11 protein-coding genes are annotated in these 15329 nt (G+C 77.6%); 9 read left to right on the top strand and 2 right to left on the bottom strand.

Features of this window, described 5'->3' with window-relative positions; genetic code table 11:
• The first annotated feature begins 407 nt into the window (after nucleotides 1-407).
• From rsmI to CP974_RS11910, 7 genes are all read left to right on the top strand, one after another.
• Nucleotides 408-1295 carry a 16S rRNA (cytidine(1402)-2'-O)-methyltransferase gene (gene rsmI, locus CP974_RS11940; protein WP_037939792.1) on the top strand — a complete coding sequence of 296 codons (888 nt, stop codon included), beginning with the start codon at nucleotides 408-410 and terminating at the stop codon, nucleotides 1293-1295.
• Between the two features lie 244 nt (nucleotides 1296-1539).
• Nucleotides 1540-1995: a hypothetical protein gene (locus tag CP974_RS11935; protein WP_031136541.1), complete on the top strand. Its 456-nt coding sequence runs from the start codon at nucleotides 1540-1542 to the stop codon at nucleotides 1993-1995.
• A 169-nt stretch (nucleotides 1996-2164) separates the two neighbouring features.
• Nucleotides 2165-3037, top strand: coding sequence for a TatD family hydrolase (locus CP974_RS11930; protein ID WP_031136542.1), 873 nt, complete (start codon nucleotides 2165-2167; stop codon nucleotides 3035-3037).
• A 175-nt stretch (nucleotides 3038-3212) separates the two neighbouring features.
• Nucleotides 3213-4955 (top strand): resuscitation-promoting factor, encoded by a 1743-nt coding sequence (locus tag CP974_RS11925; RefSeq protein WP_308425553.1) that lies wholly within the window; start codon nucleotides 3213-3215, stop codon nucleotides 4953-4955.
• Nucleotides 4952-5809 carry a 16S rRNA (adenine(1518)-N(6)/adenine(1519)-N(6))-dimethyltransferase RsmA gene (rsmA, locus tag CP974_RS11920; RefSeq protein ID WP_031134855.1) on the top strand — a complete coding sequence of 286 codons (858 nt, stop codon included), beginning with the start codon at nucleotides 4952-4954 and terminating at the stop codon, nucleotides 5807-5809. Before CP974_RS11925 ends, rsmA begins: the two co-directional genes overlap by 4 nt.
• Nucleotides 5806-6699 (top strand): 4-(cytidine 5'-diphospho)-2-C-methyl-D-erythritol kinase, encoded by an 894-nt coding sequence (locus tag CP974_RS11915; protein ID WP_031134858.1) that lies wholly within the window; start codon nucleotides 5806-5808, stop codon nucleotides 6697-6699. Before rsmA ends, CP974_RS11915 begins: the two co-directional genes overlap by 4 nt.
• A gap of 169 nt (nucleotides 6700-6868) precedes the next feature.
• On the top strand, nucleotides 6869-8347 hold the full coding sequence (locus CP974_RS11910) for an acyltransferase family protein (protein ID WP_031134859.1): 1479 nt from the start codon (nucleotides 6869-6871) through the stop codon (nucleotides 8345-8347).
• A 196-nt stretch (nucleotides 8348-8543) separates the two neighbouring features.
• Here the strand turns inward: CP974_RS11910 and CP974_RS11905 are convergent, their stop codons facing one another.
• Both CP974_RS11905 and CP974_RS11900 read right to left on the bottom strand, forming a co-directional pair.
• On the bottom strand, nucleotides 8544-9611 hold the full coding sequence (locus CP974_RS11905; RefSeq protein WP_031134861.1) for a hypothetical protein: 1068 nt from the start codon (nucleotides 9609-9611) through the stop codon (nucleotides 8544-8546).
• 563 nt (nucleotides 9612-10174) lie between these two features.
• Complete coding sequence (locus CP974_RS11900) at nucleotides 10175-11047, bottom strand: lipoprotein (RefSeq protein WP_223844608.1); 873 nt, start codon at nucleotides 11045-11047, stop codon at nucleotides 10175-10177.
• Nucleotides 11048-11157: 110 nt separating this feature from the next.
• Here CP974_RS11900 and CP974_RS11895 point away from each other — a divergent pair, with 110 nt between their 5' ends.
• Together CP974_RS11895 and CP974_RS11890 are read left to right on the top strand one after the other, a co-directional pair.
• Entirely contained in the window at nucleotides 11158-12993 is a 1836-nt protein-coding gene (locus CP974_RS11895) for an ABC-F family ATP-binding cassette domain-containing protein (RefSeq protein ID WP_031134865.1), read from the top strand.
• Nucleotides 12994-13263: 270 nt separating this feature from the next.
• On the top strand, nucleotides 13264-15318 hold the full coding sequence (locus tag CP974_RS11890; protein ID WP_085921173.1) for an outer membrane protein assembly factor BamB family protein: 2055 nt from the start codon (nucleotides 13264-13266) through the stop codon (nucleotides 15316-15318).
• The last annotated feature ends 11 nt before the right edge of the window (nucleotides 15319-15329 follow it).

Here is a 15329-nt window from a genome sequence, read left to right as displayed (position 1 = left end):
GTGCCTCGTACCGCGTGCCGCCTGCCGGCCGCCCGGCAGCCTCGTACCGCCCGGTCGCACCGCCTGCCCGGCCGCCGCGTGCCGCCCGGCCGCCGCGTGCCGCCCGGCAGCCGCGTACCGCCCGGCAGCCGCGTGCCGCCTGCCGGCCGCCGCCCTGCCGCGCCGCCGCGTACCGCCCGGTCGCACCGCCTGCCGGGCCGCCCGGCCGCCGCGTGCCACGTGCCGCGTACCGCCCGGCGCCGCGTGCCGCCCGGCAGCCTCGTACCGCCCGGCCCGGTCGCACCGCCTGCCCGGCCGCGCCGCGCCGCCGCGCCGCCGCGGCGGACTGTCCGGCCGCCGGCGGGCGGGCCCGGTCCGCCGCCGCCCTGGGCGGGGTCCGCCGGGCGCGGGGCTGCGAGACTGGCCGGGTGACTGGAACCCTCGTACTCGCAGGTACCCCCATCGGCGACATCGCCGACGCCCCGCCCCGCCTCGCCGCCGAACTGGCGGAGGCCGACGTCGTCGCGGCCGAGGACACCCGCCGGCTGCGCCGCCTCACCCAGGCGCTCGGCGTGCAGCCGCGCGGGCGGGTCGTGTCGTACTTCGAGGGCAACGAGACCGCGCGGACGCCCGAGCTGGTCGAGGCGCTCGTGGGCGGCGCCCGGGTGCTGCTGGTCACCGACGCGGGCATGCCCTCCGTCTCCGACCCGGGCTACCGGCTGGTCGCCGCCGCCGTGGAGCGGGACGTCAGGGTGACCGCCGTGCCCGGCCCGTCCGCCGTGCTCACCGCGCTCGCCCTGTCCGGCCTCCCCGTGGACCGCTTCTGCTTCGAGGGCTTCCTGCCCCGCAAGGCGGGCGAGCGGCTGGCACGGCTGCGCGAGGTGGCCGCCGAGCGGCGCACACTCGTCTACTTCGAGGCCCCGCACCGCCTGGACGACACGCTCGCCGCGATGGCGGAGGTCTTCGGCGCCGGCCGGCGTGCCGCCGTCTGCCGGGAGCTGACCAAGACGTACGAGGAGGTCAGGCGCGGAGGGCTCGGCGAGCTGGCCGCCTGGGCCGCCGAGGGGGTGCGGGGCGAGATCACCGTCGTCGTGGAGGGCGCCCCCGAGCCGGGGCCGGCCGAGCTGGACGCGGACGAGCTGGTGCGGCGCGTCCGGGTGCGGGAGGAGGCGGGGGAGCGGCGCAAGGAGGCCATCGCCGCCGTCGCCGCCGAGGCGGGGCTGCCCAAGCGGGAGGTGTTCGACGCGGTGGTCGCCGCCAAGACGGCCGAGAAGGCCGAGAAGGCCGGGAAGGGCGAGGCGGCCGGGAGGGGCTAGGCGGCCGGGAAGACCAGGGCGGCCGGGAAGGCCGGGAAGGCCGGGAAGGCCGGGAAGGCCGGGATCGGCCGTAAGGGCCGGAAGGACGCTGACGGGGCCGCACGGCAGGGGCCTGGCCCCCGTGTCCCGTCTCGCATTCTTTGTCCGATAAGCGGGTAATGCGAGCGTAGGGCTATCGTGGGAGCACACCCGTCGGTGCGCGCCGCCCGCGAGGGCGGGCCCACGGCGGTGGGAAGGAGCGGGCATGAGCGAGATCCCCGGCGTCCCGGTCGGCCACGAGGCGTACTCCTTCGCCTGCCTGCGGTGCGGCCACGGCTGGGAGCAGGCGTACGAGATCGAGCACCACACGGACGCCGCCGGCCGCGACTTCGTCGTCTACCGCACGGACGGCCGCCGCGTGTCGTCACCCCTGGTGAAGTCGACCTGCCCCAACTGCGGCCACCACTCCGTGCGCATCATGGGCTCCGGCCGCATCTCCGGCATCTCGGGCATCCTGGCGCCCGGCGGCCCCGAGGCCCGCGGCTCCGGCGCGACCGGTGCCGGTGCGACCGGCGCCACCGGAGCGTCCGGTGCCGGTGCGACCGGTGCCGGTGCGACCGGCGCCACCGGAGCGTCCGGGGCCGGAGCCACCGGCGCTTCCGGGCAGGAGCCCGAGCGTCGCCGCAGGTCGTCCCTGCTGCACCCGTTCCACCGCGACTGACCGTCCGCCCGCCCCGGTGCGGCGGGCCGTACGGGGGTGCCGATCCGGCATGCCCCCACTCGATCCGGCATGCCCCCCGCCCCGGTCTGGTCCGCCGCCCGCGGCGCACCGCGCCCCCGGCCCGTACCGCCCGGCCCGACCCGGCGGCCCGCTTTCGTACGATCGGGGCATGAGTGCCAAGGACGCCCCGCCCCCGCTGCCCGAGCCCCTGCCCGTCGCGGTGGCCGACTCGCACACCCACCTCGACATGCAGTCCACGACCGTCGAGGAGGCCCTGGCCAAGGCCGCCCTCGTCGGCGTGGAGACCGTCGTGCAGGTGGGATGCGACCTGAAGGGCTCCCGGTGGGCGGCCGAGACGGCCGAGCGGTACGCGAACGTGCACGCCGCCGTCGCCCTCCACCCCAACGAGGCCCCCCGCATCGTCCTCGGCGACTCCGGGGACGGCGGGCCCCGGCAGCGGGTGCGCGAGGCCGGCGGGGAGGCCGCGCTGGACGACGCGCTCGCCGAGATCGACCGGCTCGCCGCCCTTCCGCACGTCAAGGCGGTCGGCGAGACGGGCCTCGACTACTTCCGCACGGGCCCCGAGGGCAAGGAGGCGCAGGAGCGCTCGTTCCGCGCCCATGTCGAGATCGCCAAGCGGCACGGCAAGGCGCTGGTCATCCACGACCGGGAGGCCCACGAGGACGTGCTGCGCGTCCTGGCCGAGGAGGGCGCCCCGGAGCGGACCGTCTTCCACTGCTACTCGGGCGACGCCGAGATGGCCAGGGTCTGCGCCGAGCGCGGCTACTTCATGTCGTTCGCCGGGAACGTCACCTTCAAGAACGCCCAGCCGCTGCGCGACGCCCTGGCGGTCGCCCCGCTGGAGCTGGTCCTGGTCGAGACGGACGCGCCGTTCCTGACGCCCGCGCCGTACCGGGGCCGCCCGAATGCCCCGTACCTCGTCCCGGTCACCGTGCGCGCCATGGCGGCCGTGCGGGGCATCGGGGAGGAGGCCATGGCGACGGCCCTCGCGGAGAACACCGCACGCGCCTTCGGCTACTGAGGCGGGAGGCGGCGCGCGCGACGCCGGACGCCGACGCCCGGAGGGGCGTGCGGAGGCGGGGCGGCGGGGCACGCCGAGGTGGCGCGGCGGGGCGGCCGTACGGGTGACCGCGACACGACGGTGAGTAGTCGAATGATACGTTTAAGTGACCGGCGTGGGCTAAGGTCCCGGCCTCGTGGAGACCTCACGCGAAAGCCGCCACCGTCCGGCCCCCGCCGCCCGGTCGCCCCGCGCCAAGGGGCCCGCCGACCGGTCGTCGCCCCGCGCCACGGCGCCCGCGCGGGCGCCCCGCGCCAGGAAGAAGCCCGCCGGCCGGTCGCCCGGCGGCACGACGCCTGCCGACCGTTCGCCTCGCGCCGAGGTCCCCGCCGACCGGCCGCCCGGCGGCAAGAGCCCCGACGGCCGTTCGCCCCACGTCGAGACGCCCTCCGGTCGGTCGCCCGGCAAGGCACCCTCCGGCCGGTCGTCCCGTGCCGGGAAGCCCGCCGACCGGCAGCCCCGCGCCAAGGCGCCCTCCGGCCGGCAACCCGGCGCCAAGGCGCCCACCGCCAAGGCGCCCTCCGGCCGGCAGTCCGCCGCCAAGGCGCCCACCGCCAAGGCGCCCTCCGGCCGGCAGTCCGCCGCCAAGGCGCCCACCGCCAAGGCGCCCACCGCCGCGGCGCCCGCCGTCCGCCCCGGCCTGCGGTGGTACGTGCCGCGGGCGCTCGTGGGCGCCGGGTTCGCCGCCGTGCTCGCGGCCGGGGGCGTCCTCGCCGCGGACCACAAGGCGGTGCGGCTCACCGTCGACGGCGCGCCCCGCACCCTGCACACCTTCGCCGACGACGTGGGCGAGCTCCTCGCCGACGAGGGCATCGCCCCCGGCGCCCACGACCGGGTCGCGCCGGGCCCCGACGCGCCGCTGAGCGGCGGGGACGAGGTGGCCGTCCGCTACGGCCGCCCCCTGCGCCTCGACGTGGACGGCCGCTCCCGCCGCCTGTGGACCACCGCCCGCACCGTGGACGAGGCCCTGCGCGGGCTCGGCGTCCGCGCCGAGGGCGCCCGCCTGTCGGTCTCCCGCACCGCGCCCATCCGCCGCGAGGGGCTCGCCCTCGCCGTACGCACCGAACGCGCCCTGACCGTCCGCGCCGACGGCCGCGAGCGCACCGTCCGCACCCACGCCGCCACCGTCGCCGCGGCCCTGCGGGGCGCAGGGATCACGCTCGGCGCCCTGGACACCACCTCCGTGCCGCCCGGCGCCTTCCCGCGCGACGGCCAGACCGTCACCGTGCGGCGCGTCGCCGACCGCCGCACCACCCGCCACGAGACCGTCCCGTACGCCGTCCGCCACGTCGAGGACCCCGGGCTGTACGAGGGCACCGAGGTCGTGGACCGGCCCGGCCGCACCGGTCTGCGCCGCCTCACCTACGTGACCCGCACCGTGGACGGCGTACCCCACCGCACCCGCGAGACCGGCAGCGAGCTCGTCCGCGAGCCGGTCGCCCGGATCGTCCGCGTCGGCACCCGGACCCGCCCCCGCCCGAGCTCCCGGCCCGCCCGCCAGCCCCGCCCCCAGGGCGGCGCACAGGCCCAGGAGCGGCCCCAGGCCCCGGCCCCCGCCCCGGCCCCGGCCCGCTCCCAGGCCCCGGCCGCCGGGCCCGGCGCGAAGGCACCCGGCCGGCCCGCGTCCGTCGCCGGGGCCGACCACCTGAACTGGGCCGCCCTCGCGCAGTGCGAGTCCGGCGGGCGCCCCGACGCCGTCGACCCCTCCGGCACCTACGGCGGCCTCTACCAGTTCGACGCCCGCACCTGGGCCTCCGTCGGCGGCAGCGGCCTGCCCCAGCACGCCTCCGCCGCCGAACAGACATACCGGGCGAAGAAGCTCTACGCGCAAAGGGGGGCGAGTCCGTGGCCGCACTGCGGCCGTAGGCTGTATCGGTGAGCACCACTGAGCCCGACGCCCTCCTCGGCCCCGCCGACATCCGCGAACTGGCCGCAGCCCTCGGCGTACGGCCGACCAAGCAGCGCGGCCAGAACTTCGTCATCGACGCCAACACCGTCCGGCGCATCGTCCGCACCGCGGAGGTACGCCCCGACGACGTGGTGGTGGAGGTGGGCCCCGGACTCGGCTCCCTCACCCTCGCCCTGCTGGAGGCCGCCGACCGCGTCGTCGCCGTCGAGATCGACGACACCCTCGCCGCGGCCCTGCCGGCCACGATCACCGCCCGCATGCCCGAGCGGGCCACGCGCTTCTCGCTGGTCCACTCCGACGCGATGGACGTCCGGGAGCTGCCCGGCCCGCCGCCCACGGCGCTCGTCGCGAACCTGCCGTACAACGTCGCCGTGCCCGTGCTGCTCCACATGCTGGACCGCTTCCCGACCATCGAGCGCACCCTCGTCATGGTCCAGGCCGAGGTCGCCGACCGGCTCGCCGCCCGGCCCGGCAACAAGGTGTACGGCGTGCCGTCCGTGAAGGCCAACTGGTACGCGGACGTCAAGCGCGCCGGGTCCATCGGCCGCAACGTCTTCTGGCCCGCGCCGAACGTCGACTCCGGCCTCGTCTCCCTCGTACGCCGCGACCCGCCGGAGACCACCGCCACCAAGCGGGAGGTCTTCGCCGTCGTGGACGCCGCCTTCGCGCAGCGCCGCAAGACCCTGCGGGCCGCGCTCGCCGGCTGGGCCGGGTCGCCCGCCGCCGCCGAGGCCGCCCTCCTCGCCGCCGGGGTGTCCCCGCAGGCGCGCGGCGAGTCCCTGACCGTCGAGGAGTTCGCCCGTATCGCGGAGGCCCGAGCGTGAGCGTCACCGTCCGAGTCCCGGCCAAGGTCAACGTCCAGCTCGCGGTCGGGCCCGCCCGCCCCGACGGCTTCCACGACCTGGCCAACGTCTTCCTCGCCGTCTCCCTCTACGACCGGGTGACCGCCACGCGCGCCGAGTCGCTCCGCGTCACCTGCGAGGGCCCCGACGCCGACCAGGTGCCCCTGGACCGCACGAACCTGGCCGCGCGCGCCGCCGAGCTGCTGGCCGCCCGGTACGGCATCGCCCCCGACGTGCACCTGCACATCGCCAAGGACATCCCCGTCGCGGGCGGCATGGCGGGCGGCAGCGCCGACGGCGCGGGCGCCCTGCTCGCCTGCGACGCCCTGTGGGGCACGGGCGCGAGCCGCGCCGAACTCCTCGACATCTGCGCCGAGCTGGGCAGCGACGTGCCGTTCTCCCTCGTCGGCGGCGCCGCGCTGGGCACCGGCCGGGGCGAGCACCTCACCGAACTGCCCCTCGGCGGCACCTTCCACTGGGTGTTCGCCGTCGCCGACGGGGGCCTGTCCACGCCCGCCGTGTACGCCGAGTTCGACCGGCTGACGCCCGCCGCGCCCGCCCCGGCCGCCTCCCCCGGCCTGCTGGACGCGCTGCGCACCGGCGACACCGCCGCCCTCGCCGGGGCCCTGGCCAACGACCTCCAGCCCGCCGCCCTGTCCCTGCGCCCGTCGCTCGCCGACACCCTCGCCGCGGGCACGGCGGCCGGCGCCCTCGCGGGGATCGTCTCCGGGTCGGGCCCCACCACGGCGTTCCTGGTCAAGGACGCGGAGGCGGCCCGGTCGGTCGCGGCGGCCCTCGTCGCCTCCGGCACCTGCCGCACGGCCCGCACGGCCACCTCCCCGGCCCCGGGCGCGCGGATCGTCCCGGCCTGACGCGTGGACGGCCGCCGACCGGGGGCCGGGCGTGGCGGCCGGGACGTGGCGGCCGGGCGGGGGCGCCGGGACGTGGTGGCCGGCGGCGCACATGACGGGGCTACGTGAGCGCGTGAACTGAGTAGCCGTACTCTCCCGGCCGCGCGGCGCCGCGGCGACGCTTACCGGCATGCAGCCACGCACCGGAGCCATACCCACCGCGCGGGAACTCGCCGCCGCCACGCCCGCCACCAGGGACCGCTACATCGACCTCCTGCGGGTCGCCTCCCTGGCGGTGGTCGTCCTCGGACACTGGCTGATGGCCGCCGTCACGGCCGACGGGAAGGTCGGGAACCTCCTCGCGGTCGTCCCGCGGCTCCAGATCCTCACCTGGGCGCTCCAGGTGATGCCGGTCTTCTTCTTCGTCGGCGGCTTCGCCCACGCCCTGTCGTACCGGTCCCGACCCGCGTACGCCGCGTTCGTGCGGGGCCGGGTGCGGCGGCTGCTGCGCCCGACCGCGCTGTTCGCCGCCGTGTGGGGCGCGGTCGCGCTGGCCGTCCAGCTCGCGGGCGCGGGCGGCGGGCTGACCGGCACGGCGCTGCGGCTGGTGACGCAGCCGCTGTGGTTCATCGGCATCTACCTGGCGATGGTCGCCTTCACTCCGCCGCTGCTGCGGCTGCACCGGCGGTGGGGCTGGGGCGCCTTCGCCGCGCTGGCGGGCGGCGCGGCGGCGGTGGACGGCCTGCGGTTCGCCGCGGGCGTGCCGTACGTGGAGTTCCTGAACTTCGCCCTCGTGTGGCTGGCCGTCCACCAGCTGGGCTTCCTCCGCGCGGACGGGCGGCTCGGCGCGCCCTGGGCGCTCGCGGGCGCGGGGCTGGCCGGCGCGGTGGCGCTGGTCGCGTTCGGGCCGTATCCGCTGTCCATGGTGGGCATGCCCGGCGAGAAGGTGTCCAACATGGCGCCCCCGACGCTGGCGCTGCTGTGCCACGGCGTGTGGCTGGTGGGCGCGGTGGAGCTGCTGCGCGGACCGGGCACGCGGCTGGCGGCCCGCGCGCGGGTGTGGCGGGCGGTCGTCGCCGCGAACGGCGTCGCCATGACGGCGTTCCTGTGGCACCTGACGGCGATGCTGGCGGTGTACGGGGCCCTGCTGGCCCTCGGCGCGCCGCTCCCGGAGCCCGCGTCGGCCGGCTGGTGGGCCGGGCTGCCGCTGCGCGTGGCGGCGGCGGTGGCCGTGACGGCCCTGCTGGTCGGCGTCTTCCAGCGGGCGGAACGACCGGGCGCGCGCCACCCGGCTGCGCGGGGCGACGGGGCGGGCGGGACGCCCGAGGCGTCCGGCGCGGGTGGTGCGGGTGGTCCGGCCGACGCGGCCGGGGTGGGCGGGACGTCCGGGGCGTCCGGCGCGGTGGGGGCCGGCCATGCGGGCGGGGCGTCCAGGGCGACCGGGGCGCCGGGGGCGGCCGTGGCGGGCGGGCCGGGGGCGCGGGGAGCGGCGCCACTGGCGGTGCTGGGCATCACCCTGAGCGTGCTGGGGGTCCTGGGCCTGTCCATGGTCGGGTACGGCGGCCTGCTGGAGGGGCGCGCCGCGACCCTGATCGCCTTCCCCGTCACGGCGCCCCAGGCCCTCGCCCTCACCCTGGCCGGGTGGCTCCTCGTGGAGCTGCGCCGCTGAGCCCGGCCCGGCCCGGCCCCGGCCCGGAGGCCCCGGCCCGCGGTCCGGGCGGGCCGCCACGGCGCCCGGGCCGGATGCGCCGGCCAGAGCACGCGAGCCCGGTGCTCCAGGGCCCGGTGCGCCAGGGCCCGAACCGGCCCCGCACCGAACCCGAACCGGCCCCGCACCGAACCGGCCGCGTACAGCCGCGCGGGCGTCAGGCCGGGGGCCGGCAGCCGTGCCGGGCGGCCGAGGCCGAGGCGTACGTCTTCAGCGCGGCCCGCAGCGACGCGTGGTCCAGTGCCAGCCCGTCGTCCGGCACGATCTCGTACACGCCCGTCCCGTCCGCCCCCGGGCACTCGGCCTGCATCCGGTAGTGCCCCGCCGGGGACTGGGCCGCGCCGCTCGCCGGGAGGGCGTCGCCCGCCAGCGCCGCCTCACCGTACGGCCCGTAGGACGCCGTGAACGTGTACAGCGGCGCCCCGAGCGCGCTGCCCAGCGCGCACCGCTCCACCGGCGCGGGCTCCGCCGCCGTCTCGGCGACCGTCCCGGCCCCCCACCGCCGCGCGGTGGCCGCGTCGACGACGCCCCGGCACGTCCCGGAGGCCCGGGCCACCGGCCGCTTCGCGTCCACCGCCGGGGCGGCCACGTCCTCCACCGGCTTCGCGGTGTCGCCGCCCGTGTCGCAGCCGGTGCGCCGCGCGTGCGCCCGCGCCGTGTCCGTCAGGGCGGACACCAGCCGCGCCCGGTCCGCGCCGTCCTCGAAGGTGCGCTCCCCGGCGAGGCGGGCGTCGGCCACCGCCAGCAGCCCGTCACCGGAGTCGTCGCCGCAGTCCAGCAGCAGCACGGCCCGGCCGCGCGCCGGACCGGTGTCGGCGTCGCCGTACGAGAAGGAGCCCGTCCAGCCGCCCCCCAGCGGCACGGCGACCGCGCCGGGGTCGAGCGAGGTGTCCGAGCCGATCGGCTCCCCGGCGTTCCGCACCCGTATCCGCACCTCGGCGCCGTCGCCGCCCCCGGCGGACACCGTGCAGTACCAGCCGTCCGGCCGCAGCTCGCTCGACGCGGTGAGCGCGGCGCCCGGCAGCAGCGCCCGTACCCGCCCGGCCGCCAGGTCCCCCTGGCAGGCGCCGTCGAGCGCGGCCTCGGAGCCGCCGTCGTACCCGCCGGACAGCCAGAACGCCCCGCCGGCGGCGACGGCGGCCACCGCCGACGCGATGGCCACCGGCCGGGCCCCCCGGCGCCGCCGGGGCGCCGGGGCCGTCTGGTCTCTGCTGTCCTCGCTCATGTCGTACCTCTCGCAGATGGACGTCGTACGGACACGGACACGCGGTACGGCGTCCTCCGGTTTCGTGCGCTCCGCCGATTCTCCCGGCCCGCCGCGTCCCCCCGGCCCCCGGCCCCCGGACGTACTCCGGGCCCCCGCCCGGCATCGCCTCCGGCCCCCCGGCCGCCCGGTCCAGCCCGGCCTTCGGCTCCGGCTTTCCGGCCCCGGCCCCCCTCCGCCGTCCGGTCCGGCTTCCGCCTCCCGGCCCCGGCCTGCAAGGCGCAGCACCTGGTCGGCGAGGCGCAGGTCCCGGTCGGCACGGCGCGGGCAAGCGGCCCCGCCCCGCCTCCGCCCGCGCCGTCCCGCATCCGCCTTCGGCCCCGGCCGGGGCTCCGGCCGAGTGCCCCGGACTCGCAAGGGCCGCCCCGGCGCGGCCGAGCGCGACCGCGGCAGGCCGCGGACCCGAAGGCTCCGGACCCGACAGGCTCCGGGACCGACCGGCTCCGGACCCGACAGACTCGGGGCCCGACAGGCTCCGGTCCCGACGGACTCCGGGACCGGCTGCCTCCGGGACCGGCGGGCCGTCAGCCACCGGCCGCGGTCAGGGACCTCTTCGCCAGTTCCCAGGCGGGCAGCATCGCCATGTGCTCCTCGCCGTCCATGCCGCCCAGCTCCAGCACGACCGGCCCGCGCGGCGTGGCCACGGCCAGCGCGCGCACCGGCTTCCGCTCGCCGAGGAGGGCGCTGGTGACCACGTACGTCACCTCCGTCGCCGAGACGGCGCCGTCCGCGCCCACCCGCACGTCGCGGTAGACGGCGGAGGACGGCGCGTCGTCGTCGGCCGTGACGAACGACTCCAGCGCGGCGCGCGGCGCGGCGCCCCCGCCCCGTCCGGCCCCGGTCCCACCCCCGCCGGTCCACACCCGCAGGAAGCCGATCCGCCCGGCCGGCTTGGCGTCGATCTCGCAGGCCATGGTGAACGGGCCCTGCTTGAGCAGCTCGTTCAGCTCGGCCAGGTCCGGGTCCCCGACCGGCTCGACCTTCTTCGGCTGCCACTCGGCGGCCACGTCGAACGCCACCGGAAGCGGGCACGCCGACCCGGCCGCCCCGACCGTCCCGCCCTTCGCCGCGGGCGCCACGGCGGCCGGGGCCGGTGACGACGCGGGAGCCGGGGACGACGCCGGGGCGGAGGGGCTGGACCCCCCGGACGCGGCCCCGTCCGTACGGGCGGACTCCCCGCCCGAGCCGCAGCCCGCCGCCAGCAGCACCGCCGCGGCCACCGCCACCGCGCCCCGGCCCGCGCTCCGGCCCGCGCCCCGGCCCGTGCCCCGGCGCACGCTCCGGTCCGGGTCCCGGCGGCGGTCCGCACCCCCGTCCGCGCCCCGGCTCACACCCCCGTCCGCGCCCCGGCTCACGGCCCAGCCCCGCCCCCGGTCCGCACCCCGCGTCACCAGCACTCCGGCCCCTCCCGTCGGACGACCGCCGCACGCTATCGCACGGCCCGCCGGGCACCCCCCGGCGCCCACTACCCTGGAGGGTCGATCCACCCGCCACCCGCAGGAGTGAAATGGCCGCGAACCTGGTCAATGTCGAGGCCGTCAGCAAGGTGTACGGCACCCGTGCCCTGCTCGACGGGGTGTCCCTCGGCGTGTCCGAAGGCGACCGGATCGGCGTCGTGGGGCGCAACGGCGACGGCAAGACCACGCTGATCCGCGTCCTGGCCAGGCTGGAGGAGGCCGACTCCGGCCGCGTCACCCACAGCGGCGGGCTCCGTCTGGGCGTGCTGACGCAGCACGACTCGCTGGACCCGGCCGCGACCGTGCGGCACGAGGTGATCGGCGACCTGGCGGACCACGAGTGGGCGGGCAGCGCCAAGATCCGCGACGTGCTCACCGGCCTCTTCGGCGGCCTGGACCTGCCCGGCTTCCCGCAGGGCCTGGACACGGTGATCGGGCCGCTCTCCGGCGGCGAGCGGCGCCGCATCGCGCTCGCGAAGCTGCTCATCGCCGAGCAGGACCTGATCGTCCTGGACGAGCCGACCAACCACCTGGACGTGGAGGGCATCGCCTGGCTGGCCGCGCACCTGCGGGCCCGCCGCTCCGCGCTCGTCTGCGTCACCCACGACCGCTGGTTCCTCGACCAGGTGTGCACCCGCATGTGGGACGTCCAGCGCGGCGCGGTCCACGAGTACGAGGGCGGCTACTCCGACTACGTCTTCGCGCGCGCCGAGCGGGAGCGGATCGCCGCGACGGAGGAGACCAAGCGGCAGAACCTGGTCCGCAAGGAGCTGGCCTGGCTGCGGCGCGGCGCCCCGGCCCGCACCTCGAAGCCCCGCTACCGCATCGAGGCGGCGAACGAGCTGATCGCGGACGTGCCGCCGCCGCGCGACACGAGCGAGCTGATGCGCTTCGCGTCGGCGCGGCTCGGCAAGACGGTCTTCGACCTGGAGGACGTGACCGTCCAGGCCGGGCCGAAGGTGCTGCTGAAGCACCTGACGTGGCAGCTCGGTCCGGGCGACCGGATCGGCCTGGTCGGGGTGAACGGCGCGGGCAAGACGTCGCTGCTGCGCGCCCTCGCCGAGGCGTCGGACACCCAGGGCGAGAAGCAGCCCGCCGGGGGCCGGATCACGGTCGGCCGGACCGTGCGCCTCGCCTACCTGTCGCAGGACGTGGCGGAGCTGCCCCCGGCGCTGCGCGTCCTGGAGGCGGTGCAGCAGGTCCGCGACCGCGTGGACCTCGGCAAGGGCCGGGAGATGACGGCGGGCCAGCTCTGCGAGCGGTTCGGCTTCACCAAGGAGAAGCAGTGGACGCCGGTCGGGGACCTGTCCGGCGGTGAGCGCCGCCGCCTCCAGCTGCTGCGGCTGCTGATGGACGAGCCGAACGTCCTGTTCCTCGACGAGCCGACCAACGACCTGGACATCGAGACGCTGACGCAGCTGGAGGACCTCCTCGACGGCTGGCCCGGCTCGATGGTCGTCATCTCCCACGACCGGTTCTTCCTGGAGCGGACGACGGACCGGACGTTCGCGCTGCTCGGCGACGCGACGCTGCGGATGCTGCCGCGCGGCATCGACGAGTACCTGGAGCGGCGTCAGCGGATGGTGGAGGCGGCGGTGCCGGCCGGCACCGCGACGGCCGCCGCTCCGGCCGCCGCGTCCGCGAAGGCCGAGAAGGCGGCGAAGGCGGCCTCCGCGGCCGACGCCCGCGCGGCGAAGAAGGAACTCCAGCGGATCGAGCGGCAGCTGGAGAAGATCGCGGGCCGCGAATCGACCCTGCACGACCACATCGCCCAGAACGCCACGGACTTCGCCAAGGTGGCGAAGCTCGACGCGGAGCTGAGGGAACTGGCCGCCGAGCGCGAGGACCTGGAGACGCGCTGGCTGGAACTGGCCGACGACGCCTGACGCGGCGGGGGTGCGCGAGCGCCTTCGAAGCCCGCGTGGGGAAGGCGTGGAGAGCCGATAACGAGGCCGTCACGGGCCGGTCCTCCCTTGGGAACAAGGGAAGGTCCGGCCCGTTCGCCTGTCCGAGCCGGGTGGTAGAAAGAAACCCCGCTCGACTCACGTAACAGTGCGACATCCCTGTCCGAATCGCTCCATTCCGGCGACGAGCCTCGCGTCGGAATCGCGGGGGAGGCCGGTCGGTCAGCGGATCGCACGAAGGGGGAAGCGCTGATGACTCAGCCGCCCAGCCAGCAACCGCCGCAGGGAGGCTCCGGGTCTCCGCAGGACCCGCAGGGGGTCCCCCAGCCGCCCGCCGCGCCGCCCGCGCAGCCGCCCGCCGCCCCGGGGCAGCCCGCGCAGCCGCCCGCCTCGCTCGCCAAGGGCGAGGGCGCGGGCGAGCCACCCGCCGCCCCGGGGCAGCCCGCGCAGCCGCCCGCCGCGCCCCCGGCCGCCCCTGCGGCCCAGCCGCCCGCCGCGCCGGAGCAGCCCGCGCAGCCGCCGACCGCCCCGGCCCAGCCCGCGGCCGGCTACGGGTTCCCGCAGGCCCCCGGCCAGCCCCCCGCGCCCGGCTACGGCTACCCGCAGGCCCCCGGCCAGCCCGGCCCCTACGGGCAGCAGCCCGGCCCCTACGGGCAGCCGAACCCGTACGGCGCCCAGCCGGGCCAGCCCGGCCCCTACGCCCAGCCCGGCCCGTACGCGCAGCCCGGCCCGTACGCGCAGCAGCCCGGCCCCTACGGGCAGCAGCCGAACCCCTACGGGGCCTACCCGACCCAGCCCCAGTACCCCGGCGGCCCCGTGCCGCCCGGCGGTCCCGGAGGTCCGGGCGGTCCCGCCAAGCGCAGGACGCAGATGGCCGTCGCCGGCGCGGTGGCCGCCCTCCTCGCCGTCGGCGGCGTCAGCTGGTGGGCCCTCAGCGGGGACGGCGAGCAGGGCGGGACGACCGTCGCCCAGCCGTCCGGCTCCCCGTCCGAACCGTCCGGACCGAGCGCCCCGGCGACCGGCGACACGGACGACGAGGGCGGCGGCGACCGCGAGGCCGAGGACGACCTCAACGCGGGCCGCCAGCCCGGCGAGGCCAAGGTCGAGTGGCTGCTCAAGAACGACGTGGACCTGCCGCGCAACGGCGCCAACGTCTACGGCCCCTGGATCGTCGGCGACACCCTGGTCAAGGCCATGTACCGGAGCGTCGAGGGCTTCTCCACCGCCGACGGCGGCAAGAAGTGGAGCATCCCCTTCGCCACGGACGTGTGCGAGGCCCCGCACGCCCCCACGGCGGACGGCGTCATCGTCCTCGGCCTCAAGGACGGCACCGGCGACCGCGCCGACTGCCGCGTCCTCCAGCAGGTCGACCTCAAGAACGGCAAGGCGGGCTGGAAGACGGAGGTGCCCAAGAGCACCGGCTTCAGCGCGCTCTCCGACCCGACGCTCGCCATCGCGGGCGGCACGGTCGCCGCCGCCGGCACGGGCAACTCGTACGGCTTCTCCCTCACCGACGGCAAGCAGCTGTTCGGCAAGCCCTCCGACGGCTGCCAGCCCTACGCCTTCGCGGGCGAGGGGAACCGCCTGATCGCCGCCGCGAGCTGCCGGGTCTCCGACTACAAGAACCCGCAGCAGGAGGTCTGGGAGGTCGACCCGGCCACCGGCAAGCCCAAGTGGAAGTACCAGCTGGCGCGCGGCTGGGAGGTCGACAAGGTCTACTCGGTCAGCCCGCTCGTCGTGAACGCCGTCCACGAGCAGAAGAAGCAGCGCACCGTCCTCGCCCTCACCGACGCGGGCCGGCTGCGCTCCCAGCTCTCCGGCGGCGGCGACAAGTTCCGCTCCCAGTGCGGCGGCGGCGGTCTGATCGTCTTCGGCCAGCGCCTCCAGGGCTGCGTCGGCGTCGCGGCCGACGCGAGCACCTTCTACATGTCGACCGAGCCCACGAAGCTGACGCGCGGCACCAACGACGTCGTCGCCTTCGACCTGAACACCGGCAAGCCCAAGTGGCGCGCCAACGCGGGCGCGGAGAAGACGATGCTCCCGCTGCGCATGGAGGGCGGCAGGCTCCTCGTCTATGTCGAGGGCTCCTGGGACCGCGGCGGCGCCGTCGCCACCCTCGCCCCGACCGGCGGTCAGCCGTCGGTGCTGCTCCAGCACCCGGCGTCCGTCGCCAAGATCGAGCGGGACTTCTGGCAGCCCCGGTACGCCTACGCCGGCGGCCGGTTCTTCATCGCCAGCGGCCGGGTCAGCGCCCAGAACGACAAGGCCGAGCTGGAGACCAAGACCGTGATCGCGTACGGCAAGTAGCCCGGCCCGCG

Source organism: Streptomyces fradiae ATCC 10745 = DSM 40063 (genome assembly GCF_008704425.1).
Lineage (GTDB): Bacteria > Actinomycetota > Actinomycetes > Streptomycetales > Streptomycetaceae > Streptomyces > Streptomyces fradiae.
Note: the sequence above shows the minus strand (reverse complement) of the source record. Positions and strands in the feature narration are given on the sequence as shown.

Excerpts from the sequence above, each read along its gene's own strand:
- CP974_RS11935 (WP_031136541.1), top strand. The coding sequence starts at position 1,540 with ATGAGCGAGATCCCCGGCGTCCCGGTCGGCCACGAGGCGTACTCCTTC.
- CP974_RS11930 (WP_031136542.1), top strand. The coding sequence starts at position 2,165 with ATGAGTGCCAAGGACGCCCCGCCCCCGCTGCCCGAGCCCCTGCCCGTC.
- CP974_RS11910 (WP_031134859.1), top strand. The coding sequence starts at position 6,869 with ATGCAGCCACGCACCGGAGCCATACCCACCGCGCGGGAACTCGCCGCC.
- CP974_RS11905 (WP_031134861.1), bottom strand. The coding sequence starts at position 9,611 with ATGAGCGAGGACAGCAGAGACCAGACGGCCCCGGCGCCCCGGCGGCGC.
- CP974_RS11895 (WP_031134865.1), top strand. The coding sequence starts at position 11,158 with ATGGCCGCGAACCTGGTCAATGTCGAGGCCGTCAGCAAGGTGTACGGC.
- CP974_RS11890 (WP_085921173.1), top strand. The coding sequence starts at position 13,264 with ATGACTCAGCCGCCCAGCCAGCAACCGCCGCAGGGAGGCTCCGGGTCT.